General features: G+C 68.1%; 25 protein-coding genes. 8 read left to right on the top strand and 17 right to left on the bottom strand.

Annotated features, from left to right (window positions below):
• Window positions 1-42: 42 nt before the first annotated feature.
• The 15 genes from ACZ6YI_RS13985 to ACZ6YI_RS13915 are packed head-to-tail and all read right to left on the bottom strand — an operon-like array spanning window position 43 to window position 14849.
• Window positions 43-1215: a glycosyltransferase family 4 protein gene (locus tag ACZ6YI_RS13985; RefSeq protein ID WP_465779195.1), complete on the bottom strand. Its 1173-nt coding sequence runs from the start codon at window positions 1213-1215 to the stop codon at window positions 43-45.
• Complete coding sequence (locus ACZ6YI_RS13980; RefSeq protein WP_465779194.1) at window positions 1212-2336, bottom strand: glycosyltransferase family 4 protein; 1125 nt, start codon at window positions 2334-2336, stop codon at window positions 1212-1214. Before ACZ6YI_RS13980 ends, ACZ6YI_RS13985 begins: the two co-directional genes overlap by 4 nt.
• A gap of 13 nt (window positions 2337-2349) precedes the next feature.
• Entirely contained in the window at window positions 2350-3855 is a 1506-nt protein-coding gene (locus tag ACZ6YI_RS13975) for a B12-binding domain-containing radical SAM protein (RefSeq protein ID WP_465779193.1), read from the bottom strand.
• An 11-nt stretch (window positions 3856-3866) separates the two neighbouring features.
• Window positions 3867-4571, bottom strand: coding sequence for a class I SAM-dependent methyltransferase (locus tag ACZ6YI_RS13970; protein WP_465779192.1), 705 nt, complete (start codon window positions 4569-4571; stop codon window positions 3867-3869).
• Between the two features lie 2 nt (window positions 4572-4573).
• The gene (locus ACZ6YI_RS13965; protein WP_465779228.1) at window positions 4574-5755 is read right to left on the bottom strand and encodes an amidohydrolase family protein; all 1182 of its coding nucleotides are present in this window, start codon (window positions 5753-5755) and stop codon (window positions 4574-4576) included.
• A gap of 23 nt (window positions 5756-5778) precedes the next feature.
• Window positions 5779-6615 carry a class I SAM-dependent methyltransferase gene (locus ACZ6YI_RS13960; protein ID WP_465779191.1) on the bottom strand — a complete coding sequence of 279 codons (837 nt, stop codon included), beginning with the start codon at window positions 6613-6615 and terminating at the stop codon, window positions 5779-5781.
• A complete protein-coding gene (locus ACZ6YI_RS13955; RefSeq protein ID WP_465779190.1) occupies window positions 6575-7474 on the bottom strand; it encodes a Wzz/FepE/Etk N-terminal domain-containing protein in 900 nt (299 codons plus the stop codon). Before ACZ6YI_RS13955 ends, ACZ6YI_RS13960 begins: the two co-directional genes overlap by 41 nt.
• 13 nt (window positions 7475-7487) lie before the next feature.
• Complete coding sequence (locus tag ACZ6YI_RS13950; RefSeq protein WP_465779189.1) at window positions 7488-8621, bottom strand: hypothetical protein; 1134 nt, start codon at window positions 8619-8621, stop codon at window positions 7488-7490.
• Window positions 8618-9541 carry a glycosyltransferase gene (locus tag ACZ6YI_RS13945; protein WP_465779188.1) on the bottom strand — a complete coding sequence of 308 codons (924 nt, stop codon included), beginning with the start codon at window positions 9539-9541 and terminating at the stop codon, window positions 8618-8620. Before ACZ6YI_RS13945 ends, ACZ6YI_RS13950 begins: the two co-directional genes overlap by 4 nt.
• Window positions 9538-10794, bottom strand: coding sequence for an O-antigen translocase (locus tag ACZ6YI_RS13940; protein ID WP_465779187.1), 1257 nt, complete (start codon window positions 10792-10794; stop codon window positions 9538-9540). The genes ACZ6YI_RS13945 and ACZ6YI_RS13940 overlap by 4 nt, the downstream gene beginning before the upstream one ends.
• Window positions 10791-11903: a DegT/DnrJ/EryC1/StrS family aminotransferase gene (locus ACZ6YI_RS13935; protein WP_465779186.1), complete on the bottom strand. Its 1113-nt coding sequence runs from the start codon at window positions 11901-11903 to the stop codon at window positions 10791-10793. Before ACZ6YI_RS13935 ends, ACZ6YI_RS13940 begins: the two co-directional genes overlap by 4 nt.
• Complete coding sequence (locus ACZ6YI_RS13930) at window positions 11903-12814, bottom strand: GNAT family N-acetyltransferase (protein ID WP_465779227.1); 912 nt, start codon at window positions 12812-12814, stop codon at window positions 11903-11905. Before ACZ6YI_RS13930 ends, ACZ6YI_RS13935 begins: the two co-directional genes overlap by 1 nt.
• Before the next feature lie 7 nt (window positions 12815-12821).
• Window positions 12822-13751 carry a hypothetical protein gene (locus ACZ6YI_RS13925; RefSeq protein ID WP_465779185.1) on the bottom strand — a complete coding sequence of 310 codons (930 nt, stop codon included), beginning with the start codon at window positions 13749-13751 and terminating at the stop codon, window positions 12822-12824.
• A gap of 10 nt (window positions 13752-13761) precedes the next feature.
• Window positions 13762-14427, bottom strand: coding sequence for an acetyltransferase (locus ACZ6YI_RS13920; protein WP_440324723.1), 666 nt, complete (start codon window positions 14425-14427; stop codon window positions 13762-13764).
• Window positions 14412-14849 (bottom strand): sugar 3,4-ketoisomerase, encoded by a 438-nt coding sequence (locus ACZ6YI_RS13915; protein WP_465779184.1) that lies wholly within the window; start codon window positions 14847-14849, stop codon window positions 14412-14414. Before ACZ6YI_RS13915 ends, ACZ6YI_RS13920 begins: the two co-directional genes overlap by 16 nt.
• A gap of 150 nt (window positions 14850-14999) precedes the next feature.
• On the opposite strand from ACZ6YI_RS13915, the gene ACZ6YI_RS13910 reads away from it, so the two are divergent.
• The 8 genes from ACZ6YI_RS13910 (at window position 15000) to dusB (ending at window position 21855) form a co-directional block, all read left to right on the top strand.
• A complete protein-coding gene (locus tag ACZ6YI_RS13910; protein ID WP_465779183.1) occupies window positions 15000-15554 on the top strand; it encodes a cytochrome b in 555 nt (184 codons plus the stop codon).
• A 39-nt stretch (window positions 15555-15593) separates the two neighbouring features.
• Window positions 15594-16943: a cytochrome C gene (locus tag ACZ6YI_RS13905; protein WP_465779182.1), complete on the top strand. Its 1350-nt coding sequence runs from the start codon at window positions 15594-15596 to the stop codon at window positions 16941-16943.
• Window positions 16944-16987: 44 nt separating this feature from the next.
• Complete coding sequence (locus ACZ6YI_RS13900; protein WP_465779226.1) at window positions 16988-17365, top strand: c-type cytochrome; 378 nt, start codon at window positions 16988-16990, stop codon at window positions 17363-17365.
• Window positions 17366-17418: 53 nt separating this feature from the next.
• A complete protein-coding gene (locus ACZ6YI_RS13895) occupies window positions 17419-18180 on the top strand; it encodes a TorF family putative porin (RefSeq protein ID WP_465779181.1) in 762 nt (253 codons plus the stop codon).
• A 67-nt stretch (window positions 18181-18247) separates the two neighbouring features.
• Window positions 18248-18826 (top strand): RNA polymerase sigma factor, encoded by a 579-nt coding sequence (locus ACZ6YI_RS13890; RefSeq protein ID WP_440324733.1) that lies wholly within the window; start codon window positions 18248-18250, stop codon window positions 18824-18826.
• On the top strand, window positions 18823-19473 hold the full coding sequence (locus ACZ6YI_RS13885) for a zf-HC2 domain-containing protein (protein ID WP_465779180.1): 651 nt from the start codon (window positions 18823-18825) through the stop codon (window positions 19471-19473). Before ACZ6YI_RS13890 ends, ACZ6YI_RS13885 begins: the two co-directional genes overlap by 4 nt.
• Window positions 19470-20765, top strand: coding sequence for a S8 family serine peptidase (locus ACZ6YI_RS13880; protein WP_465779179.1), 1296 nt, complete (start codon window positions 19470-19472; stop codon window positions 20763-20765). Before ACZ6YI_RS13885 ends, ACZ6YI_RS13880 begins: the two co-directional genes overlap by 4 nt.
• A gap of 103 nt (window positions 20766-20868) precedes the next feature.
• Window positions 20869-21855 carry a tRNA dihydrouridine synthase DusB gene (gene dusB / locus ACZ6YI_RS13875; protein ID WP_465779178.1) on the top strand — a complete coding sequence of 329 codons (987 nt, stop codon included), beginning with the start codon at window positions 20869-20871 and terminating at the stop codon, window positions 21853-21855.
• Between the two features lie 91 nt (window positions 21856-21946).
• Here dusB and ACZ6YI_RS13870 read toward each other — a convergent pair whose 3' ends face one another.
• Window positions 21947-22321, bottom strand: coding sequence for an energy transducer TonB (locus ACZ6YI_RS13870; protein WP_465779177.1), 375 nt, complete (start codon window positions 22319-22321; stop codon window positions 21947-21949).
• A 31-nt stretch (window positions 22322-22352) separates the two neighbouring features.
• A complete protein-coding gene (locus tag ACZ6YI_RS13865) occupies window positions 22353-22730 on the bottom strand; it encodes an immunity 8 family protein (RefSeq protein ID WP_465779176.1) in 378 nt (125 codons plus the stop codon).
• Window positions 22731-22785: the final 55 nt, after the last annotated feature.

Below are 22785 nucleotides of genomic sequence, written 5' to 3'. Positions count from 1 at the left end.
CTTCCGGGAATCGCGCGCAAGCGCGCTCCCACAAGGTCGTTGCTACCTGAGGTGTGCGTCGGGTGCGGGCGCCGATCGCGAATAGTGCGGCGCGGTGTACAGGCGGATGAAGGCCGCTGCCGTGGCGTCGGCGTCTTCGGTGAGCGCGCGGTAATGGGCGGCGGTGGCAAGCTTCTGGCGTAACGCTTCGTCGCGGGCTATCCGAGTGATCGCGTCGGCGAGGCCTTGCGCGTCGCCCGGTTCGGCGGTGAGTGCGGCGTGGGGTGCCCATTCGGCGTAGTGGCCGACGGCGGTGCCGACGGAGGGTACGCCGAGGACGGCGGCTTCGAGGAGGACCAGCGGGCCGGCTTCGTGGCGCGAGGACATGACCAGCAGGTCGGCCTCCGCCAGCAGCGGGCGCAGCGCCGCCTGGGTGCGGAAGCCGAGGAAATGCACGCGGGAAGCGATGCCAAATTCGTCGGCGAGTGCCTGGATGCGGCCGTTGAGCGTATCCACGCCGATCATGTTCATCTCGTAGGCGACGCCTTGCGCCGTGAGCAACGCGAGTGCGCGTAGCAGCGTGGCCTGGTCTTTCACCGGATTCAGGCTGGCGACGTGGATGAGCTTCAGCACATCGCTGGTGCGTGGGCGCGGGGCCAGCGCCGGCCAGCGGTCGACATCGACGCCGAGCGGGATGCGCTGCGCCTTGATGCCAAGCGCGCGCAGCGAGTCGAGGATCGGTGTGCTGGCGGCGGACACGCCGGCGGCACCGCGCAGGACGGCGGCTTCGCTAACGCGGCTGCGCAGGCGACGCCGGCCGCCGTAGCCGATGTCGTGCAGCGTGACCAGTTCGCCGCCGGCGATGTGCACGTAGTACGGGATGCGCAGCAGCGTGGCTGCGATGGCGGCGACCTGGCCGCAGGTGCCGGAGAAGAGGGATTGGACGAGGTTGAAGGGGGCGATGCGGTGTTCTTTCAGGATGGCTTGCGTGGTGCGCCAGCGGAGCCAGGCATTTGGGTTTCTTCGCTTTGGACTGGCACCGGGGCGGTGGTCGCCTATGTTGTGGATGTGGGCGCCGCGGAGGGTCCAGCGGGCGGGGTGGGGTTCCTGGTGGAAGGCGAAGACGTGGACGTCGTGGTGGCGGGCGAGGCGTTCGATGAGCGCGAGGAAGGCGGGAATGACGCGTTCTTCGCCACCGCGGTCGACGCCGCCGGGGAGGATGATGCCGATCTTCATGCGCGTAGCCTGCGCGCCGATTCGAGCTGGGCGTAGGCGGACGCCCAGCGCCGGCCGAGTGCCGGGAACGAGAGGCGGGCCTGGAAGTGCTCCCGCACGAGTTCGCGAGGCGGCTGGTGGCGTGTGACGGCAAGTAGCGCGTCGCCACAGCGCGCGCCGTCGCCGGCCGGGTACAGACGCCCCACCGCGCCGTTTCCGGTCAGTTCGCGGAACGACGGGATATCGGTGACCACGGGCACCGCACCGCAGGCCATCGCCTCGAGCAATGCGAAACCGCAGCTCTCCGAGTGGCTGGCACTGATGTAAACGTCGGTGGCGCGCATGAACGTCTCGACCTGTGCGTGTGGCACCTTGCCGATGAGCTCGACCCGGTCGCGAAGGTGCCCGTCCCCCGCAATGCGCGCACGCACCGCATCCAGCAGCGGCGCATTGCCAAACACGCAGTACAGGCGCGCCCCCGGATTCACTGCGGCAAGCCGGGCGAATCCTTCGAGCATGCTCAACGGATCCTTGTTCTCATTCAGATGGCCCACCCAGAGCACCATCGGCGCACCCGCGACACCGAGCGCCACGCGCGCCGCATCACGGCTGCCCGGCGTGAACCGGCAGCTCGATTCGGGTATGGACAGCACGCGCATGGTCGGAGGAAACAGGCCGGCGACCTCGAAGCGATGGGCGAGCGCCGCCGCGGTGAACGACACGGCGTCCACGTGGCGCAGCCAGCGCCGCCATGTACTGCGTCGCCACCAGGACGGTACCCGGTCGGCATGGTCCTGCAGGACGATCGGCAGCGATGGCAGCGCTTGGGCGATCGCGAACGCTTCCTCGGCGCAGGCCAGGCTGTGGATGTGCAACACATCCGGCGGGTGGCCGCGCAGCAGGTCGGCAATGCGCTTGCCCCGCGCGCGCGGGGTCGCGAAGCCGTCGAGGTCGACGAAGTGGTAATCGATGCCGTGCCGCTGGAAGCGCGACTCACTCGATGCGGCCTGCACCACGCTGACCCGTGGCCCACCGGCCGCGACGGCTTCCGGGATATCGGCGAGCGAAGGCCATTGCAGGAACAGCTCGCCGGGCGAGATGCCGGCGGGCGCGGGATGCAGGTTGAGCTGGGTGACGCGCATGGCCGCCCTCGCCCTAGATACCCGAGACCTGCGGCAGGCGCAGCTTCACCAGCCGGTTGGCGAGGTTGAGCTCCCAGGGCTTGTCATAGCGGCGGCGATGGTAGCGCCACGAGGCAAGCGCGCTCAGGCCACGCTTGGCCCACGAAGGCGAGCGCATGTCCTGCACCGTCGGGAAACGGCAGCGCAGCACGGTGACGAAGTCCTGGATATGCCGGCGCAGGTCATCGGTCAGCCACGGCGCATCGGCGTGGCAGGCATAGTCGACCCAGCGCTTCTCGGTCCATTCCTCTGGGGAGGTCGGAAACACCACCGGCTCGCCGTTCAGGTCGAGCAGCGGCATCGAGGCGCGCTTGCCGCGGTCCGTCTCATGCTTGCTGCTCTCGGGGAGCGGCGTGTAGATGTACACGATGATTTCCGACGCCGGGTTGATCCGCTTCAGTTCGCGGATGAACTCGAACGTGTGCTCGGTTTCCTCCTCGGTGTTCTCCGGCGGGGCGACCATGAACGAAAGCTCGGGGATCACCCCGTGGCGGCGGCACAGTTCCGCCACCTCGAGCGTCTGGTCCGGCCGCGTGCCCTTGCGGATCTCCTTGAGCATCGCGCCGCTGGGCGATTCCGCGCCGACATACGCCATCTTCAACCGGCTCTTCCGTACGAGCTTCCAGCTGCTCTCGGAGAGCTTGAGCAGCGCATCGGAGCGCGCGTAACACCACCACGGCAGCTCCATCTTCGCCATCACCTCGAGCAGCGGCACCATGTCTTCTTCGCGGTCGAAGAAGTTGTGGTCGAAGTACTGGATGGAATCCGCGCCGAGCTGGTGCTTCAGGTACGAGAGGTCGCGCTCCAGGCGAGCGGCGGCGGGCAACTGCGTCGTCCCGCCGAACATCGCGTTCACACCGCAGAACGTGCAACGGAAGCGGCAGCCGATCGCGGCCTGGTGCGCCGCCGTGCGCTTTCCGAGGAACGTACGCGCGAGATAGCGGCGCGGGTCGCCCAGCTTGTCATACGGCAACACGATGCCGGGATCGCCCAGGTGGAACTTGCGGTTGGGGTTATGCACGATGTGGCCATCGGCATCCTTCCATGACATGCCCGCGATCCGCGAGACATCGCGATCCGGCCGGGCCAGCGCGGCGATCAGGTCGGGCATGGTCTCCTCGCCCTGCCCGCGCACGGCGTAATCGACATAGGGCGCGGCCAGCGCCGTGTCCGTATACAGCGTCGGGAAGTACCCACCCCAGATGATCGGCAGGTGCGGGTGGTGCTCGCGCACGGCCTTGGAAACCTCGATGGAAGGCGCCGTCTGCGGACCACCCATGACGCTGATTCCGACGGCATCCACCTTGTTCGCCGCGATGGCGCGCAGCGTGGCATCGACCACGTCACGATCGACGTTGCCATCGACGATGGTGCTTTCGCCATGCCGATCGAGCGTGGACGACAGGTTCAGCAAGGCGAGCGGGAACCGCGCGCCCTGGCGTGAGGTGATCGTCGGGTTGACCAGCAGGGTATGGGGCATCGTTGGGTTCGTCAGCGTGCAAGTCGGCGAAGGCGTGTCACCAGCGCCACGGGAACGTCCAGCGCGACCGGATCGAAACGGGCACCGGATGGGATATCGGCGGGGTCGAGCATCGGCTCGGCGACCGCATCGATGGCAAGGCCGGCGTCCACGCAGGCCGCATGCCAGTCGCTGTAGTAGTGAGTGGCGTGGCGGACGGCATAGCGTTGCCCCCCGGCCTTGAAATCGCGGCGCCAGCCGAGCGCGGCACCCACCGGGTGGAAGTCGCTCACGACCAGCGTGGCCCCCGGCCGGGTCACCCGCGCGAATTCCGCCAGCACGGCATCCAGGCGCGGCACATGGCCCACGGCCAGGCCGCACAGCAGGACGTCCGCGCCGGCATCAGGCAACGGCAACGCGGTGAGATCGCCCTGGGCGAGCGCGATCCGCGCACCGGCGGGAGCGTCGTCGAACGAGGCCGCCGCACGCGCGAGCATCGGTCCGGAAAGATCCACGCCGACGAGGGTGGTCGCACCGCGCGCCAGGGCATGGCGCAGGTAACGCCCGCTGCCACACCCGGCATCGACCACGTCCAGGCCCTCCAGCCGTGCGGGCATCAATGCGAGCATCGCCCGCTCTTCCGCGTGCATCACCGGATTGTGCGCATGGGCCGGGTACGAGGATGCCCACAGCGCATACGCGGGTGCGGGATCGAGGACGGGCGTCGCGGCATCCATGCTCAGTGCACCTTGTGCGTGCGTTCGAAGCCGGGCTCGAGCGCCATCAGCGCGGGATCGGCTAGCGGCGCGGCGACGAGTTTCGGCCGGCCATCCAGGGTCACGGCGACCGTGTCGACGCCGGTGGCGGCGAACCAGTCGGCGAAGTCGGGATCGGCGATACAGGGGCGGCCTGCGCGGATCACGGCACGGAGGTCGGCGCGGCGGAGGGTGTCGAGGATATTTGCCGTGGGGTGGGATGCATCGCGCGCAAGCGCGCTCCCACGACAGACCAGGAAGTCCGCGTGGGCGCCGGGGTCGAGGGTGCCGCGATCCTTGAGGCGGAAGATGCGCGCGGCGTCGGAAGTCACCAGGCCCAGCAGGCTGGCAGCGTCGAGTTCGTCGCGTTCGCGGACGCCGCAGAGTTCGTCCAGCAGGTCGCGCGCGCCGGAGAGGCGCGAATCGCTGCCGAGGGTGAGCCGGCCCGCCGCCGCGAGTGGCCGCGGATCCAGCGTGCTACCGAGCAGGTTGCGATTGCTCGCCGGGCACCACACCACCGCGGCGCCGCGCGCGACGACGCGCGCCATGCCTTCGGCACCCAGTCCCACGCCGTGCACCAGGATGCTGTTCGAACCAAGGCAACCCATGGCGTCGAGCGCGTCGAGCTCACCGCGCGCCGTGGCATCGCTGCCTTCCGCGAGGTGGATCATCCACGGCGTATCCGCCGGCGTCGCCAGGTAGCTCTCACGCACCGGAGGGCCGAATGCCGGGCCACCGACGGCGTAGCTCCAGCCGTGCCCGCGCAACAGCGCCACCGGGAAATCGTCCGCATCCAGAGCCTCGTGCCATGGATCGTGATGGACCACGCAGGTCGTTCCGGCCAGCAGGTTTTTCAGCGCACCGTGGCGCATGCGCAAGGCCTTGGGCACGGCCAGCGCGGCCTGCACGTCCGGGTGCGCGAAATGCGCCTGGAACGCCTCGATCCAGGCGTAACTGTTCGGGAAGACGGTACCGCCGGGGAGCGGCGGCACGCCGTTCACCTGCAGGTGTTCGTGCGCATTGATCAGCGCCGGCATGACGATGTGGTCACGCAGGTCTACTTCATACGCACCACGCACCGGCCGCGCGGCGAAGCGGTCACCCACCAGTGCGGGCACGTGCCGCGAGGAGCCGTGCGCCGTCATCGCCATGGCGCCGCGCAGCATCGCACCGGTGGCATGCCGTGCGCTCAACGGCGGTGCATCACGATGAGGAAGTGGTCGCCCATGTCGCGCAACAGCGGCAGACCACCTAGCCGGTCGTCCATGCGGCCGAGGCGCTCGTAGAACGCGGGGCGGCGTTGCACGCGGTCGATCATGTACGGCGGCGGCAGGAACAGGCTCAGCGCGCGGTAACTGCTCAGCGTGAAATGTTCCGAGAACGCGGCGTAGAACTCGCGCGGGAAGTAATACCAGGTCCAGATCGTGTGCTTGTTCATGCCCACGGGCGTGACCCCGCGTGCACCACGCACCATCGCCCGGCGCAGCCGCCCGCGCATGGCGTAATGCCCGACTTCCCAGGGGACGACCCGCCCCATCACGGAGAACACCAGGCTGCCGCCGGGGCGCACGAGCCGCGCGCATTCCGTGGCGACCTGGCGTAGGTCCGGCGCGCAGTTCAGCGGGCCGAAGTTGGAATAGACCCCGTCGAACTCGCCGTCGATCCGGTCGAGCTCCTGGATACCGACATGCACCGCATCGAGCCGCTCGCTGACGCCCGCGGCACGTGCGCGCTCGCGCGCCCGCTCCACCATGCGCGGCGACCAGTCGCTGGCGGTCACCCGGAAGCGGCTGCGCGCGAATTCCACCGCATCGATGCCGGTACCGCAGCCCAGGTCGAGCAGGCGCGACCCGGCGGGGAGTTCCGCGCGCACCGTGGCCCAGAGCGTATGGCGCATGCGCTGGATCAGCTCGTTGTTGCCGCGCGGCCCGTCGTAGTCGGCCGCGACGCTGTCGAAGGCCTCCTGCGTCTCACGCAGGCGAATATCAAGCGGCGTCGGCGCTACCGTGTCGTGCCTCGTACTCATCGCGTTCTCCGCCGTGCCGTTTACCTGCCCAGTGAGTGCCGGCAGCGGGCTCGCGGGTTGAACGGCGCAAGGCATCGGCTGCCACGGCAGCCAATACCCCGAGGAACAGCCCACCGAGCACACCCAGGCCACCCACCAGCGGGATCATCGGCGCGACCGGGTTCTCGGAGACGTGGACGGGCCAGGGCATGGAGGTCTCGAAGGTGTAATTCGCTTCCAGCCGCGTGCGGATCTCCGAACGGGCTTGCTGCAGGTCACGGATGCCCGCATCCGTCCCAGCCAGGGAGAAGCTGGCGAGCGCGCCCTCGCCGCGGCTGTTGCCCATCTCGCCACGCAAGCGGGTGCGGTCGGCGATCGCGGCATCGAGTTCGCCGTCAATTTCCATGAGGCGCTTCTGGGCCGTCGCGAGCGGCACCGAGCCGATCGTCTTGTGGATCGCCTGCAGGTGCTGCACCGTCGCCAGCGCGAGCTGGCGCGCGTCTTCCGGCGAGTAGGCGCGAATCGTCACGTGCAGAAGATTGGCGTACGGCTGGGGGTCCAGCTTCATGCTCGCCCGGTACACGCGGGCCTCCGGCGACTTGAGCGGGATGCCGACACCGCTGAGCACTTCATTCTTGAAATCGTCGGTCTTCAGCCGTTCCATCACGCGCAGGAGCGATTCCACCTTCGGGTCCTGCCCCGTGGGTGCCGCACCGATCTGGCCGATCTGGATCCACGCATCCACCTCCCACTGCCGTTTGGCCAGCGAGAGGTAGCCACCGACCAGCGCGAGCACGGCGGCGAACACGCCAATGAACCACCAGCGCTGGCGGGCCAGCAGGCGCCACATATCGATGAGGTAGATCTCGTCCTGTTGCATGGCGTTGCCGTCGTCAGTGAGGGAAAGGGTGGAGCAGGCGGCGGCTCGGGAGGCACGCCGATACGAGTTGCAGCAGCAGGCACAGCCCGATGAAGCCAAAGTTCATCCAGATGAACGCCTGCGGCGCGAACGGCGCCATCAGGCAGACGTAGGCCATGCGCAGGAAGATCAGCAGCGCGAACAGCGACGAGGACGCCGCGATCCGCCGCACGCTCCAGCGCATCAGCAGGTACAGCGTCACCAGCGCGGCAAACGCGCCGAGCGGTCCCCATGCGAGCAGGAACGGCAGGAACTCGGTGCCGACGTTGACGTTCGAGGCATCCAGCGGGATGTCGGTGCCCGCGGTCGCGATCGAGCCTTGTAGCGGCACCAGCTGGTTCATCAGGAAGCCGGTGTTGTGGTAGCCCTTCGCGAGCAGCGAAGCGAAGTTGTAGGGACCGGCGCTCACGTAAAGCAGCAGCCACTGGATGCCCGAGGGCATGGCCTTGTAGAAGTCGCCGAACGGCAGCGCCACGCCGGCCACGGATCCCGAGCGCAACATGCCCAGCAATGAGAACGCCGCGGCGCCCACGATCGCCAGCACGGTGATCGCGCGCCAGGGCAACGGCCGCGCCGGGTCGCGGCGGAACACGGTGACCAGGGCGAGCGCGGTCACGCCGGCAAAGATGCGGTTGCGATCGACCACGAGCACGGGAAAGAGCAGTCCTGCGGTGATCAGCGCATAGCGCAATGGCCGGTGATGCGTGCACAGCACGCCGATCACGGGCAACGTCCAGCACAGGTCGGAGATGCGGCGGATGTGCTCATGCCCGCCCTCCATCGTCGCGTACATGGAGGGATCGTGGATGAGCGCGACCGGGAACAACGCGAGGTCCAGCGCGCAGAACAACAGCACGCCGCCGGCGAAGGCCAAACCAAGGAAGCCATCGCGGGTGTGGGCGTAGTCGCGTTCGCGCAGGGCCTGCCACGCGGGCAGGCGGTCATGGCCGATGAAGTCGGCCGCGATGATCAGGGCCGCGCCGAGCATCAGCAGGAGCAGCCCCGGCAGGTAACCATCGGGCAGGTTGAACAGCGCGGACGTCACGACGCAGGCCAGCAGCAGTGGCCAGGCGATATACGTGGATGGCATGCGCAGGAGCGCCCTCATGCTTCCTCCGGGTGCGGATGCGCCGCCGCGGGGCGCAGGGCGGCCCAGCAGCGCAACAGCGCATAACAGCCCAGCCGCAGCGCCAGCGTGCCCGGCTTGCCCTGGAGGAACGCGACCTTCGCGCCGATGTAATGCACCTGCGCCCGCAGCAGCGTCCGGCAAGGCTCGTCAAACAGGCACAACCGGCGGATCGCCACCTGGCGCGACTCCTCGAGGTTCACGATGCGGGTGGCACGGTGCCGCGTCTTGCTGAGGTTCGCGCCGTGCAGGCGGTACGCGCATACCGGCACATCGATAAAGCCGAGCGCATCGTTCGCCGCCAGGCGCAGGAAAAGATCCCAGTCATCGATGCGCAGGCCCTCGGTCCAGCGCGCGACCGTCTCGAGCGCGCTACGCCGCAGGAGTGCCACCGGCCCGCCAACGGCCCAGCGGGTGATGACGGCGCGCCGGATGCCCTGGTCGGTCGCGTAGAGTCGCTTGTCCGCCCCGTGCAGGTCGGCCATGCCGCTGGCGTGCAGGCACTGGCCTTCGCGGTCGACGACGACGGAATCGCCGATGACGGCACCCTTGCGCGGATGGCGCAGCAGGTACTCCACCTGCGCGAGCAGGCCGCCTGGCAGCAGGTAATCATCGCTCGCACCCAGGCGGAAGAACTCACCGTGGGCCCGCGCGGCCAGCTCGTTCAGCGTCGCAGTGATGCCCTTGTTGGCCCGCTGGGTGAACTCGATCGACACCTCGTGGCCGTGTCGGTCGATCCAGGCCTGGATCCGTTCGCTGGTCTTGTCGGTCGAGCCGTCATCGATGATGACGACCTCCTTGGCCGGGTAGGCATCCTCGAGGACGCTATCCAGGCAGCGTTCCACGAAGTCTTCGTGGTTGTAGGCGGGGATGAGGATGGAGACGAGTGGCAGTCCGCTCATGCCGGCAACCTCCCCAGGTAGCGGCGCACCACGACGAGGTTGAAGGCCAGGTAGGCCAGGTAATTCAGCGCGAACGCGAACATGGCGCCGGGCAAGCCGAAACGAGCCGTGCAGACATACACCAACACGAGGTAACTCACGGCGAACACGCATTCGGAGATCACGAACAAACGTGTCATCGCCTTCGCCAGCATGAGATACGAGAGGATGAAGGCCGCGATCTTCACGACGTCGCCGGCCAGTTGCGCCGCGTACAGATCGTTGGCGGGACCGAAATCCGTGCTGAAGAGCAGCCGGGTCACCCAGTCGCGCAATGCGTAGATGACCAGGGCGCTGGCCGCGACCGCCGGAAGCAACACGCGCGCCGCCGCCTGCAGCTCGGCGGCCAGCGCATCGCGCTCGCGGATCGAGGCGAGCTTCGGCAGGTAGTAGATATTGATCGCCGTCGTGAAGAACAGCAGGTACGCATCCGACACGCGCGTCACCGCCTGCCAGTAGCCGACCTGCTCCCAGCCGAACGCACCGGCGAGGTGGTCGCGCACGGCGATGTTCACCAGCGGGGGCAACAGCGCCGACGACAGGCTCATCAGGGAGAAGGCCGCCAGCCGCCGGGTCATCTCGGGATCGAAGCGCATCCTCAGCATGCCGCGCTGGAAGTAAGGGCTTCGCCACCACGCCGGCAGCCCTACGAGCAGCCAGAACAGCTGGCCCAGCACCACCGCGAGCAGTGCGCCGTACAGGGCGAACCAGCGCGCGAGGCACAGCGCCAACGCCACGCTGAGCAGCGAACCCAGCACCTGGACAAGCGCCAGCCGGCGCACATCCATGAAGCCGTTGATCACGGCCAGCACGTAATTGACGAGTGCGATGCCCAGCTGGGCCACGGCGAGCACGCGAACGAGGCTGTCGTACGACGGGTCGCCAAGAAGCCACGCAGCGAGCGGCCGTGCGAACAGCAGCGCGGCGCACGCCATGGTGCACGAAGCGGCCATGGCGTAACCCAGCGCCGACGAGAGCAGGCGCGAAAGCCGTTCGGGATCGTCGCGGTACTCCGCGACGTACTTGACCACGCCCGCGCTGATGCCGCCGCCGGCCAGCACCGCGAGCAGGGACATGAGGCTCATGAACTGACCGAGCCGGCCAACGCCGGCGGGACCAGCCAGCCACGCCACCAGTTTCACCAGCACCAGCGCGGCACCGAGCCGGGCCGCGGTGCCCAGTGCCGACCAGGCGCCGGCCCGTACGATGTTCACGCCGCCTCCGCGCAGGCGCTGCAGGCCGCGATGACATGGGCGACCTGGGCGTCGGTCAGCACCGGGCTGATCGGCAGGCTCAGGACCTCTTCGTGGAGTTGCTCCGTCACCGGCAACGCCATGCCCGCGAGCTCCGCGTAGGCGTGCTGCCGGTGCGGCGGCACCGGGTAGTGCACCTGCGTCTGCACGCCCATCGTCCCAAGGTGCTGTTGAAGCGCGTCGCGCCAGCGGGAACGCACCACGAACAGGTGCCAGGCATGGGCGCTTTCATTCACCGCGGACGGCAGCACGATGCCCGGATGCCGGATGCCCTCGCGGTACGCGCTGGCGATCGCGCGGCGACGTGCCGTATCCGCATCGAGGTAGCGAAGCTTCACCCGCAGCATCGCGGCCTGGATTTCATCGAGCCGCGAGTTAATGCCGCGCATCGGGTGGTCGTACTTCACCTCGGAGCCGTAGTTGCGCAAGGCCGCCACGTAGGTGGCGAGCTGGTCATCGTCGGTCACGACCGCGCCGCCATCACCCAGTGCACCCAGGTTCTTGGCCGGGAAGAAGCTGAATCCCGCCGCGTGGCCAAAGGCACCCGCGCGCGTTCCGCCGAGGCGTGCGCCATGCGCCTGCGCGGCGTCTTCCAGGATCAGCAGCCCGCGCCGGCCGGCGATCTCGGCGATCGCCCCCATGTCGGCCAGCTGGCCGTACAGGTGCACGGGCATGATGACCCGCGTGCGGGGACCGATGGCGGATTCGATCCGCGCGGGATCGATATTGAACGTCACCGGGTCGGGTTCGACCGGCACGGGCCGCAACCCGTTCTCGCTGATCGCGAGGAAGCTGGCGATAAACGTATTCGCAGGCACGATGACTTCATCGCCATCGACCAGTTCGCCCATCTCGCGCCACGCGCGCAACACCAGGGAGAGTGCATCCAGCCCGTTGCCCGTGCCGACCGCGTGGCGCACGCCGCAACACGCTGCGAACTCATCCTCGAAGGCGGCGAGCTCGTCGCCAAGGATGTACCAGCCGGCATCGATGACTCGCGCCACCGCCGCCTTCAGTTCATCGGCATGCCGCGCGTTCACATCGCGAAGGCTGAGGAAAGGCACGTCCATCACAAGACCCACTCGTAGCGGTCGTGCACGACGGCGCGTGCGCCAAAGGATTCCTTCTGGGCGACCAGGCCCGCGTTGAGCACCCGCCCCTCATCCTCCGTGGAGATGCCGAAGCTGAAGCGCTGGCGCGTCGCGTAGACACCGCCGACCAGTTCCGCCAGCAACAGGCTCAGCGCCCCGCAGTCGCGCCCCTCCTCCGAGGCGGCGAGGTACTGCGTGTGCACGGTGTGGCCGAAGTCATAAATGAGAACACCAGCGAGCAGTTCGTCGCCGCGGCGGGCTTCGTGCAGGGTGATGCCGTCGGGAAAGCGTGAGCGCAGCAGCTCAAGCTCCGCGACGCTGTGCACGGGGACGGCGTCGTGGCGTTGCAGGACCTCGGTGAGCAATGCATGGAACGGCGACAGGTCCGTGCCCGTGCCGATCACCACGCCCGCCGCGCGCGCACGCGCGATCGCACGGCGCCGCATCGTGTTCATGCCGGGACGGTCAAGCGGCGCCAGCACCGACGACAGGTCGCGGCGGACGAGCGTCGCGCCGAGCCGGTGCAGCGCGTAGAGATCTTCTTCCGCCGCGGTGGTGTGGAAAACATGCGGTACCGGCTTGTAGACGAAACGAAGCACGCCCGCGCGCCGGTAAGCCTCGCCGATGGACTCGAACGCGGCCAACGTGCCCTCGGCACGCAGGCTCCTCAGCGCGACGAGGCCGCCGTAGGTCAGCCCCGCGTGGCTCATCACCGTGTCGCCGTCGCGGTTCGCGGGAAGCACCGCCACGGGTTCGCCGCGGTCCTCGACCAGCAGCGACGCATCGGTGAAGCGCTCGGCGTGGTAGTCCATGTACGCCCGCCGGTGCAGGAACGTGCCGTTGCGCGATTGCGCCACCACGGCGTCCCAGCGGGCCTCGTCGGCGGGCATGTAGCGCCTAACGGTCAGCATGGCGCGCCTCCGCCAGGCCGAAGCCATCCACGCCCATGTCGTTGCCGTTGTAGAACATGAGCGTGCGGTCGTCCTGCTCCAGAAGCGCCGGATAGCAGATCGTCCGCGAGTCCCAGCCATGCTCGGAGAGGGCGAGGCCGAACAGCTCGTCGTGCCGGTCCCAATGGATGCCGTCGGCACTGATGGCGCAGCCCGGGAAGTAACCGCCCTGCGTATCGCCGCGCGTGAAGTACATGATGTAACCGTCGCCACGGCGGTAAACGCGCGGCCGGCCGATCCGGTATTCGCTGCCGTGCGGCAGCAGGCAGGGCTCGTCACGCGTCGGCGGCTGGCCCGGCGCATCGGTTTCCATGTAGCGGATGTGGTAACGCGGATACGCCTGGTCGCCGATCGTCTCCCAGTCGTCTCCAGCGGCGTACCAAAGGCGCCAGCGTCCACCTTCGTACATAGCGGAATGGATCGCGGCGATCGTGCTGCGGCCCGGCGCGCGGTCGAGGACCGGCGTCTCCTGCGCGCGGGTGAAGCTCTCGCCACCATCGGTCGATAACGCCAGCCCGGTAAATGCGAGGAACTTCGCACGCGCCACGCGCTGGAAGCCCACGTAGAAGAGATGCATGCCGCCTGGCGCATCGACCAGGTCACCAAGGATCATGCCGTTGTCGTCGAAGCAGCCACCCCGGCCGACATCGAGGACCGGGACGTCACTCACACCCAGCACATGGCCCGGGTCGCTGGCGCGCAGGTCCACGTAGCCGATGCGGCCCATGCCTTCGCCATCGCGGAAGCTCGCGTACACGCGGATCGTGTCGTGGTCCTTGCGCCAGGGCGTCGGCGTGAGCGCCGAGTGGCGCATCCAGCCACCCACGCCCTGGCGCAGGGTATCGAACACCAGGCCGCGCTTGGTCCAGGCGGTCATGCGCGCGCCCTCAAAGCGCCACGTCCAGGCTGCGCTTGCCCGGCAGCGCTTTCGCTGGCGAACCTACGTAAACCAGCCCGGGTTCCGTATCGCGTACAACGAGCGCACCCGATCCGATGATGTTGTCGGCGGCAACGCGCACCTTGTCGTTGAACGTGCTGTTCACACCGATGAAGCTGCTCTCGCCGATCTCGCAATAGCCCGACACCACGGCATGCGACGCCATGAACACGTGGTCGCGTATCACGGTGCGGTGGCCGATGTGGTTCCCGCTCCAGAGGATGCAGTTGTCGCCGATGCTGACGAACGGCTGCACCACGTTGTTCTCGAAGATGAAGCAGTTTTCCCCGACGGTCGCATTGCGCCAGACGAACGCGCGCGAACTGATATAACGCGCGAACCGGTAGCCACGCGCTTTCAGGTCGCGATAGAAGCGCGTGCGCAGACGGTTGAGTCCGCTTGCCGGGATGGCGACGAACACCTCGACCTCGTCGGGCGGATAGATCGCCTCGATATCCTCGTAGGCGACTACCGGCGTGCCGTCGATTTCCGCCTGCGCCATCCACGCGCGCTCGACGGCGAACGCCACGATGTCACGGCCGGCATCGTGGGTGAAGTATTCGCGGGCGAGCAGCGCGAACTCGCCCGCACCGACCAGGACTAGCGGCCGGGCCATGCGGCGGCCACTCCCGGAAACGCCGTGGCGTGGGCTTCGCTGAGGAACTGCTCGTAATCCGCGATGTAATCGGTCGGGTCGTACAGCTGGTCGGCCAGCACCATCACGACGCAGTCTTCGCTGAAGTGGTGCAGCTCGCGCCACACCATGGGACCGATCAGCACCCCGCTTGCCGGGTCGTCGAGGATGACCTCGGCAGGCCCGGTGCCGTCGTCCAGCAGGAAGGTGACCGAGCCACGCACCGCGATCGCAAGCTGGGTCAGCGTCCGGTGGGCGTGCTGACCCCGGCGCACCTCGTCACGGGTGGCGAAGATGTAATAGACGCGGCGGATATCGAAGGGCACGTCGCGCATGCCTTCGAGCGCCACGAGCATGCCGCGGCTGTCGCCGTGGATCTGGAAGGGTATGCGAGCTATATCCATGGCGAATCCCGGCGTGCCGCGGTGGTCGTGGATGAGTGCGGGACACATGGCGAAAAGGTTGCAGCCCGGGACGCGCAACCTTTCGGCGTTGCACGGAGCACTCATGGCCATGCGTCGCCCGGCTGTCGGGCGCCCTGGGGAACGCCCTGCATGGCCTGGAATAACCAAGACGATCGTCCGGTGGCATGGCCGCGCCCCTTGCGGGTGCTGCACTGGCTCACCGTGGTGTGCGTCGTCTGCGCCGCCACCCTGATCCTGCTGCGCGATGAAGTCTCCGGCCGCTCCCTGCGCCTGTGGCTGCTCGAAGGGCACCGCCATTTCGGCCTGATCGTGCTCGTGCTTTTCGCGGTGCGCGTCGTGCTGCGCGCCAGGGCGTCACGCCTGCCACCGATTCCCATGCCACGGGTGATGCACCTGGCCGCGGGCGCCACGCATATCGCCCTTTACCTGCTTCTCCTCGCGATGCCGCTGCTCGGCTGGGCCATGTGCAGCGCGGGCGACCAGGACGTGCATTTCTTCGGGCTGACCCTTCCGCGGCTGGTCGCCCCCGACGACGACCTCGCCGATCGCCTCCAGGCGCTGCACATCGACGCGGCGTGGGCGTTGCTCGCGCTGGTCTGCCTGCACATCGGCGCGGCCCTCTTCCATCACTTCGGCCGCCGTGACGGCCTGCTGCACCGGATGTGGCCGCGCAAGGGCGCCTGAGCGCCCGTCACATCCCCTGACTACAAGGAGCTCCACCCCATGCCACCGCTATCGTTCCGACGTCGACCGCGCGCCACCGGCCACGCCGGGTGGTGGGCAGCGCTCGCGCTCGTGCTCTCGCTCGTGAGCCACACGGCGCACGCCATCCCCGCCTATGCGCGGCAGACCGGTTCCTCGTGCGCGGACTGCCACGCAGGCGCCTACGGCCCGGCGCTCACGCCATACGGCATGCGCTTCAAGATGAACGGCTATACCGACACCGATGGCCAGGGCACGAAGATCCCCGTGGCCGCGCAGCTCACCGAGTCCTACGTGAACCCGACGACCGGCCCGAGCGATACAACGCTCTCCCAGGGTGACCTGTACCTCGCCGGCCGCCTCACCGAGAACGTAGGCGGATACGTGAAGGTCGAGGCCGACCATACCGGCCATGACACCTACAACACGCGGCTGAGCAATATCGATATCCGCTATGTCGCGAAGGAACTGAAGATCGGCGGCAAGGACACCCTCATCGGCGTGACCGTGAACAACAGCCCCGGCTTCCAGGACCCGATCGGTGCGCTGCCCAATGCCTCCTTCCTCGCCCCGGGCGGCGTCACCGGCACGCTGCTGAACCCGGGCGCGCCGAACACGCTGACCAACCGCGTCATCGGTGCCAGCGTCTATGCGCTGTATGACAAGAACTGGTACGCCGAAGCCGGCACTTACCGCTCGCTGCAGCGGAACACGCAGGACGACCTCGGCTACAACGTGGGTGGTGACCCCGGCAAGCTCAGCGGCACCGGCTATTTCCGCTTCGCATACATGAAGGACATGCGCAGCCAGTTCTTCTCCGCGGGCGTGGTGGCACTGACCACGAAGCGCGAGCTGCCACGTGGTGCGTCGAAGGACAACATCAACGACTTCGGCTACGACCTCACCTACCAGTACCTCGGCAACCGCGAGCACATCGTGCAGGCGAGCTACGTGAACATCTACGAGCGTCGCAAGTACGGCGAACCGCTGGCGAACCCGCTGGTGCCCGGCACGCTCACCTCCGATCGTGGCTCCGCGCGCGACCAGGTCGGCTCGGTCACCTACACGTTCAAACAGACCTACAGCATCCAGGTATCGCAGCTGAAGAGCACGGGCAGCGGCAACGACGTGCGTTACCCGCCCTTCGGCAACCCGGACAGCACGATCAACCTGTTCACCCTCGCCTGGGCACCGTTCGGCAAGGACGACAGCTGGATCACCAAGGGCAACCTGAAACTCGCCGCCACGTGGTTCCGGGTGACCCGCTTCAACGGGCGCGGATCCAACGTGTTCGGTGCGCCGCCCGGCGTCCGCGGCATCGACGCCTCCGACCTGAACGCCTTCACGCTCTCCGCGAGCATCGCCTTCTGACCACACAGGAACGGTAACGCGTGACTTCCCCACACCTCCCCACCCTGCCCGCGCGGTTCGCCGCCGCGGGCCTCTTCGCGGCCTGGCTGCTGGCTCCCCTGCCGGCCAGCGCAGGTGATGCCAAGGCCGGCCAGGATGTCTTCAAGTCTGAATGCGCCGAATGCCACAGCGTGGCGCAGGGCCGGAACAAGAAGGGCCCCAGCCTGTTTGGCATCGTCGGCCGCAAGTCGGGCAGCCTGCCCGACTACAACTATTCCGACGCGCTGAAGAACATCGGCTGGACCTGGACCCCGGACCAGTTGCACACGTACCTCTCGCAGCCCGCCAAACAGGCGAATCCCGGCACCAAGATGAAATACGATGGCCTCGACAACGCGAAGGACCTTGACGATCTGTTGTCTTACCTGGCCACGCTTCACTAAGGAAGGAACGGCGCGGCGCGGACGCGAAGGCGTGCGATGCGCAAGATGACGCGATGCCGGACCACCTGACCACCTGCGAGCCAGGCAAGGCCCCTGCCCGCCGCGACGCGTTTGTAGCGCGGCGCCGGCTGGCCGTGGCCGTGGCCCTCGCCGCCGCAGGCACCCTGCCGACCCACGCCGGTGACTGGGGGGCGACCGTGGCGATCAGCTCGCAGCTGGTGGATCGCGGCGTGGCGGTCACCCCGCCCGCGCCGATCGTCCAGGGCGCGGTGAACTGGGTATCGCGCGACGGCTGGTCGCTCGGCGTCTCCGCGAGTTACCAGACCCGCGACCCGGGCCGGGTGGCGGAGACGCTCGCCCAGGTCGCCAAATCGTGGTCGTTGTCCGATGACTGGCAGATCCAGGCGGGCCTGCTGGATTACCGCTACCCCGGCGGCGGGAGCGGCGTGCGCACCTATGACCGGACCGAGCTCGGCGCCAGCGTGATCTGGCGCGATGTCCTCACGGCCGGCGTCTCGGCGATCAAGCTCACCCACCGCGGCGGTGGCCTGCGTGGCGCGGCCGACGTGGGCTTGCGCTGGCCGCTGGGCTGGCACGTCTCGGCCACCGGCGGCATCGGCATCGCCCAGTATCTCGCCCCGCTGAGCCGGTACTATCCTGAACGGCCCGACCGCTACAGTTACGGCCATGGCGGGCTGGTCTGGCAGAACGGGGCCTGGCGGGTGGAGCTGATCCACGTGTTCACCAACCGCGAGCGCAACCGCGGGGAACGGCCGGTTTCCCCCTGGACCGCGACGGTGGCACGCACCTTCTGATGCCACGGCAACCATCGGCCCCTTCGAGCGCACTTACGGTCCAGGCACCCCAACGCAAAACGACGCCATGACCCAGGCCGATACCGACGCCAATGACCGACTGCTCCTGCAGCGGATGTCCGCGGGCGACCGAGCCGCGCTGACGGTGATGTACCGCGCCTACCATGGCCGGCTGACCCGTTTCCTGGCCCGGCTGACCCGCCGCTCGGACATCATCGAGGAAGTCATCAACGACTGCTTCTGGATCGTCTGGCAGAAGGCCGCCAGCTTCCAGGGCGAATCGCGCGTCTCCACCTGGATCATGGGCATCGCCTACCGTTGTGGCCTGAAGTCCCTGCGCCAACATGGCAGCGAGCCGGTGGACGAAGACAGCGTTCCCGAGGATCGTATTCCCTCGCACGATCCCGGCGACGACCGCGAACTGCGCGACTGGCTGGGGCGGGGCATGGAGCGCCTCTCCGCCGACCAGCGCGTGGTCGTGGAACTGGTCTACGGCATCGGGCACTCGCTGGACGACGTGGCGGCGATCATGCAATGCCCCGTCGGCACCGTGAAGGCGCGCCTTTTCCATGCGCGCGTGAAGCTGCGCAACGTACTACCGGGCCTGGCCGGCGAAGCGGCCACGTCCAAGGAGAAACTGCCATGACCCGCCCCACCCCAGCCGGCAGGGATTGTGCCCGCGCCTGGGAAGCCATGCCCTGGATCCTCCAGGCCACGGCCAGCCGCGAACAGGAGGCCTGGCTCGATGGCCACCTGGCCAGCTGCGACGATTGCCGCGCCGAGTTCGAGCAGCAGCGCAAGCTCGCCCGCGCCGTGCAATTGCCCTCCGATGTGAAGCTGGATCCCGAGCAGGGCCTGCAGCGCCTGTTCGCCCGCCTCGACGCCGATGATCCGCAGCAGGCGGTGCCTGCCCCGCGCGCGGCCGGCCATGGCTGGTTGCTACGCAGCCTGGCCGCGGCGGTCGTCCTGCAGGCCGTGGGCCTGGGTGCCCTCGGCCTGAAGCTCTGGTCGACGCCGGATGCACGCGCCCCTGCGACCTACCGCACGCTTAGCAATGACGCGCCGGCCGTACCGCGCGGCGCGATCCACGTGGTGCCGGACAAGAGCATGAACATGTTGGCATGGAACGCCCTGCTCCAGGCGCAGCACCTGCGCGTGGTGGGCGGACCGAACGGCGTGGGTGCCTACACCGTGCTCCCCGATGACGCATCGGTCACCGCGAAGGACGCGTCGGACCGCCTGCGTGGCACGCCCGGCATCCGCTTCGCGGAACCGGTCACCGGGACGCCATGAAGAAAGCCCTGCTCCTGTTGTCGTTCGCAGCCGCCATGCTCGGCGGCTGCGCCAGCACGCGCCCGTCGGGCGCCGCGCTGACCACGCCCGCGCCGGAGAGCACGAGCGGCAGCGCGGCCGCGGGCATGGATAGCTCACGGGATATCGTGCTGGCCGTGGCCAACCCGCTGGAACCCGCCGCGACCCATGCCGGCTCCAGCCTGCTGGGTTACGCCCCGGCACCGAACTACGGGGCGGGCCAGCGCGCGCGCTCCCTGCTCGCCGACCTGCGCCGCCAGTACGGCTGGAACGAAGTGGGTGGCTGGCCCATCCGTGCGCTGGGTGTTTACTGCATCGTGCTGCGTCCGCCCGCGGGCATGGACCGCGATGCGCTCATCGCGACACTGACCCGCGACCAGCGGGTCGAGCTGGCCCAGCCGCTGCAGGAATACGCGGTGTATTCGAGCCAGGACGAAGAGCACTACAACGACCCTTACACCGACCTGCAGCGTGGTTTTGTCGAAACCCACGCCGCGGAAGCGCACGTCGTCACGCAGGGTGATGGCGTACAGGTCGCCGTGGTCGACACGGGCGTGGATACCTCGCACCCTGACCTGAAAGGCCACCTGGCCAGCGTGCGCGACGAGGTCTCGGATAACGACAAGGCGTTCGCGAGTGACCGCCACGGTACCGAAGTCGCCGGCATCATCGCCGCTGTCGGCAACAACAGGCAGGGCATGGTCGGCATGGCGCCGAAGGCCCGGGTCAGCGTGTACAAGGCCTGCTGGTACGCGGATCCGAACAGCGGCGCGCGCTGCAATTCGTTCACCCTGGCGAAGGCGCTTGCGGCGGTGAACGATACCGACGCGCGCATCGTCAACCTGAGCCTCGGCGGGCCCGCCGACCCGTTGCTCGGCAAGCTGCTGCAGCAGTTGCTGTCGCAGGGCCGCATCGTCGTCGCCGCGCTGCCACCGGATGGCGTACCGCGTGGTTTCCCCGATAGCTCACCCGGCGTGATCGTCGTCCGCACCACGGCCAACGGCCCCGCGCCGCAGGGCGTGGTGAGCGCGCCCGGCAACGACATCCTCACCACCCAGCCAGGCGGCGGGTACGACTTCACCTCCGGCTCGTCCATGGCCACGGCCCATGTCAGCGGCATCGTGGCCCTGCTGCTCTCGGTGGCCCCCGGCCTCGACGCCAACAGCGTCCGCGACATCCTCCTGCGCACCAGCGCCCCCGCCAACGGCCTCGTCCAGGTCGACGCGGCTGCCGCGGTCGATGCGGTGCCGAAAAAGGCCCTGGCCAAGCGCTAACGCCTCGGCCCTGTGGGAGTGAGCTTGCGAACGATGCTCTCCCGCGCCCCATATCGCTCGCAAGCTCGCTCCCACAGGGTCCAGGCGGTAAAATGGCCGTCTGATGCGTATCGGCTCCTACACCATCGCACCCGCCGTGGTCCTTGCGCCCATGGCCGGCGTCACCGACAAACCGTTCCGGCTCCTGTGCAAGCGCATGGGGGCCGGTCTCGCCGTGTCCGAGATGACGACCGCCGACCCGCGCCTGTGGAACACCCGCAAGTCGTTGCGCCGGATGGACCACGATGGCGAACCCGAGCCGGTGAGTGTGCAGATCGCCGGGTACGATCCCGGCATGCTCGCCGAAGCAGCCCGCTACAACGCGGACAACGGCGCGCAGATCGTCGATATCAACATGGGCTGCCCGGCGAAGAAGGTCTGCAACGTATGGTCCGGCTCCGCGCTGCTGCAGGATGAGCCGCTGGTCGGGCGCATCCTGGATGCAGTGGTGAAAGCCGTGGATATCCCGGTGACGCTGAAGATCCGCACTGGCTGGGATCGCGACCACCGCAACGCACTGACCATCGCGCGGATCGCGCAGGATGCCGGCATCGCCGCGCTGGCCGTGCATGGTCGAACCCGTGCCGACAAGTACGAAGGTGACGCCGAGTACGCGACCATCGCGGCCGTGAAAGCCAGCGTTTCGATTCCCGTGCTCGCCAATGGCGACATCACCACGCCCGACAAGGCGCGCGAAGTACTCGCGGCCACGGGCGCCGATGCGATCATGGTCGGCCGCGGCGCGCAGGGCCGCCCGTGGATCTTCCGCGAAATCGCCCACCACCTCGCCACCGGCGGCTACCTCGCCGAACCGTCGCCGCACGAAGTGCGCGACATCCTCGTCGGCCACCTCGAACACCTCTACGCCTTCTACGGCGAAGTGATGGGCGTGCGCATCGCGCGCAAGCACCTCGGCTGGTACGCGAAGGATCGCCCGGAAAACGCAGCATTCCGGCACGTGGTCAACCGCGCGGAAGACGCCGCGACACAGCTGAAGCTAACGCGCGACTACTTCGACGCACTAGCCACCGGCACCCCCCTAGCCGCCTGACCACCCACCGCTGTTGTGGGAGCGCGCTTGCGCGCGAAGGGTGCTCGCGACAAGACCCATCGCGCGCAAGCGCGCTCCCACAGACATAGCTTCATTCGCCGACCAGGCCAAAACGCGACAGCTGGAAGCGAAGCACCAACCGGGTCCCCCGCGGCGCGCTGAACCTGTAACGCTCGAGCGTCTCCAGCGCGCCACGGCCTGCCCCGGCATTCGGCGTAGACGCGAATACCTCCGGAGACGTGGCGCGCCCATCCGCGTCCACCGTGAACGCAACCACCGCGCAGACCTGTTTCGTCGAACGCCACCAGAGGCCGGCGGGAATCTTGTACGGTGCCGACGCCACGACGGCCTTCTCGGCTGCAGCCACGCGGCTGCGCCATGCAGCCGCATCGCAGGCGTCAGGGATTTCGCTGGCAGCGGATGTGCCCGAGGCCAGTAACCCCAGAGCCACGGTCAGACATTGCATGAAGCGTCTGCAGCTCATTTGCCACCTCGTGCTATGGCGTGCCGCGATAGGGTTGATAGTCCTCGAATTCCCAGGAGCCAACGCGCCCGATCTTCGGAGCGATTTCATCCCAGGTGTCGCCGGTGCAACGTGCAAGGTACCGGTCTATCAGCGCGAAGACCTTCCCGAAGTCGTACGCATTCATAAGAATCAGGTCCCGGCCGAACATAGGTTCCGGCGACCTGCCGCTGCTCATCTCCGAGGCCAGCCACGCAGGGCTGCAAACGCAGAACTGGAAAAGATTGGTGCCATCTTCGTTCGCGGGCCCGATCTCCGCATGGCACCAAAAGCCAAAGAGGCCCTCGTCGTCAGGGACGAATGACTGCATATCGACGTCCGTACTGGAAAGTCGTTTGAGTTCTGCGCGCATGCTCGGCCTCGACCGGTCGTTCCAGAGCGTCCATGGGTCCGCCGCTTACCAGGCT

This window comes from Luteibacter sp. NPDC104163, assembly GCF_055584245.1.
The sequence above is the reverse complement of the archived record's forward strand: the minus strand, read 5'-3'. Positions and strand labels throughout refer to the sequence as shown.

What these genes read in the sequence shown, in the direction of transcription:
- ACZ6YI_RS13985 (WP_465779195.1), bottom strand. Translation starts at nt 1,215, where the DNA reads ATGAAGATCGGCATCATCCTCCCCGGCGGCGTCGACCGCGGTGGCGAA.
- ACZ6YI_RS13980 (WP_465779194.1), bottom strand. Translation starts at nt 2,336, where the DNA reads ATGCGCGTCACCCAGCTCAACCTGCATCCCGCGCCCGCCGGCATCTCG.
- ACZ6YI_RS13975 (WP_465779193.1), bottom strand. Translation starts at nt 3,855, where the DNA reads ATGCCCCATACCCTGCTGGTCAACCCGACGATCACCTCACGCCAGGGC.
- ACZ6YI_RS13970 (WP_465779192.1), bottom strand. Translation starts at nt 4,571, where the DNA reads ATGGATGCCGCGACGCCCGTCCTCGATCCCGCACCCGCGTATGCGCTG.
- ACZ6YI_RS13965 (WP_465779228.1), bottom strand. Translation starts at nt 5,755, where the DNA reads ATGCTGCGCGGCGCCATGGCGATGACGGCGCACGGCTCCTCGCGGCAC.
- ACZ6YI_RS13960 (WP_465779191.1), bottom strand. Translation starts at nt 6,615, where the DNA reads ATGAGTACGAGGCACGACACGGTAGCGCCGACGCCGCTTGATATTCGC.
- ACZ6YI_RS13955 (WP_465779190.1), bottom strand. Translation starts at nt 7,474, where the DNA reads ATGCAACAGGACGAGATCTACCTCATCGATATGTGGCGCCTGCTGGCC.
- ACZ6YI_RS13950 (WP_465779189.1), bottom strand. Translation starts at nt 8,621, where the DNA reads ATGAGGGCGCTCCTGCGCATGCCATCCACGTATATCGCCTGGCCACTG.
- ACZ6YI_RS13945 (WP_465779188.1), bottom strand. Translation starts at nt 9,541, where the DNA reads ATGAGCGGACTGCCACTCGTCTCCATCCTCATCCCCGCCTACAACCAC.
- ACZ6YI_RS13935 (WP_465779186.1), bottom strand. Translation starts at nt 11,903, where the DNA reads ATGGACGTGCCTTTCCTCAGCCTTCGCGATGTGAACGCGCGGCATGCC.
- ACZ6YI_RS13930 (WP_465779227.1), bottom strand. Translation starts at nt 12,814, where the DNA reads ATGCCCGCCGACGAGGCCCGCTGGGACGCCGTGGTGGCGCAATCGCGC.
- ACZ6YI_RS13925 (WP_465779185.1), bottom strand. Translation starts at nt 13,751, where the DNA reads ATGACCGCCTGGACCAAGCGCGGCCTGGTGTTCGATACCCTGCGCCAG.
- ACZ6YI_RS13920 (WP_440324723.1), bottom strand. Translation starts at nt 14,427, where the DNA reads ATGGCCCGGCCGCTAGTCCTGGTCGGTGCGGGCGAGTTCGCGCTGCTC.
- ACZ6YI_RS13915 (WP_465779184.1), bottom strand. Translation starts at nt 14,849, where the DNA reads ATGGATATAGCTCGCATACCCTTCCAGATCCACGGCGACAGCCGCGGC.
- ACZ6YI_RS13910 (WP_465779183.1), top strand. Translation starts at nt 15,000, where the DNA reads ATGGCCTGGAATAACCAAGACGATCGTCCGGTGGCATGGCCGCGCCCC.
- ACZ6YI_RS13905 (WP_465779182.1), top strand. Translation starts at nt 15,594, where the DNA reads ATGCCACCGCTATCGTTCCGACGTCGACCGCGCGCCACCGGCCACGCC.
- ACZ6YI_RS13895 (WP_465779181.1), top strand. Translation starts at nt 17,419, where the DNA reads ATGCCGGACCACCTGACCACCTGCGAGCCAGGCAAGGCCCCTGCCCGC.
- ACZ6YI_RS13890 (WP_440324733.1), top strand. Translation starts at nt 18,248, where the DNA reads ATGACCCAGGCCGATACCGACGCCAATGACCGACTGCTCCTGCAGCGG.
- ACZ6YI_RS13885 (WP_465779180.1), top strand. Translation starts at nt 18,823, where the DNA reads ATGACCCGCCCCACCCCAGCCGGCAGGGATTGTGCCCGCGCCTGGGAA.
- ACZ6YI_RS13880 (WP_465779179.1), top strand. Translation starts at nt 19,470, where the DNA reads ATGAAGAAAGCCCTGCTCCTGTTGTCGTTCGCAGCCGCCATGCTCGGC.
- dusB (WP_465779178.1), top strand. Translation starts at nt 20,869, where the DNA reads ATGCGTATCGGCTCCTACACCATCGCACCCGCCGTGGTCCTTGCGCCC.
- ACZ6YI_RS13870 (WP_465779177.1), bottom strand. Translation starts at nt 22,321, where the DNA reads ATGCAATGTCTGACCGTGGCTCTGGGGTTACTGGCCTCGGGCACATCC.
- ACZ6YI_RS13865 (WP_465779176.1), bottom strand. Translation starts at nt 22,730, where the DNA reads ATGCGCGCAGAACTCAAACGACTTTCCAGTACGGACGTCGATATGCAG.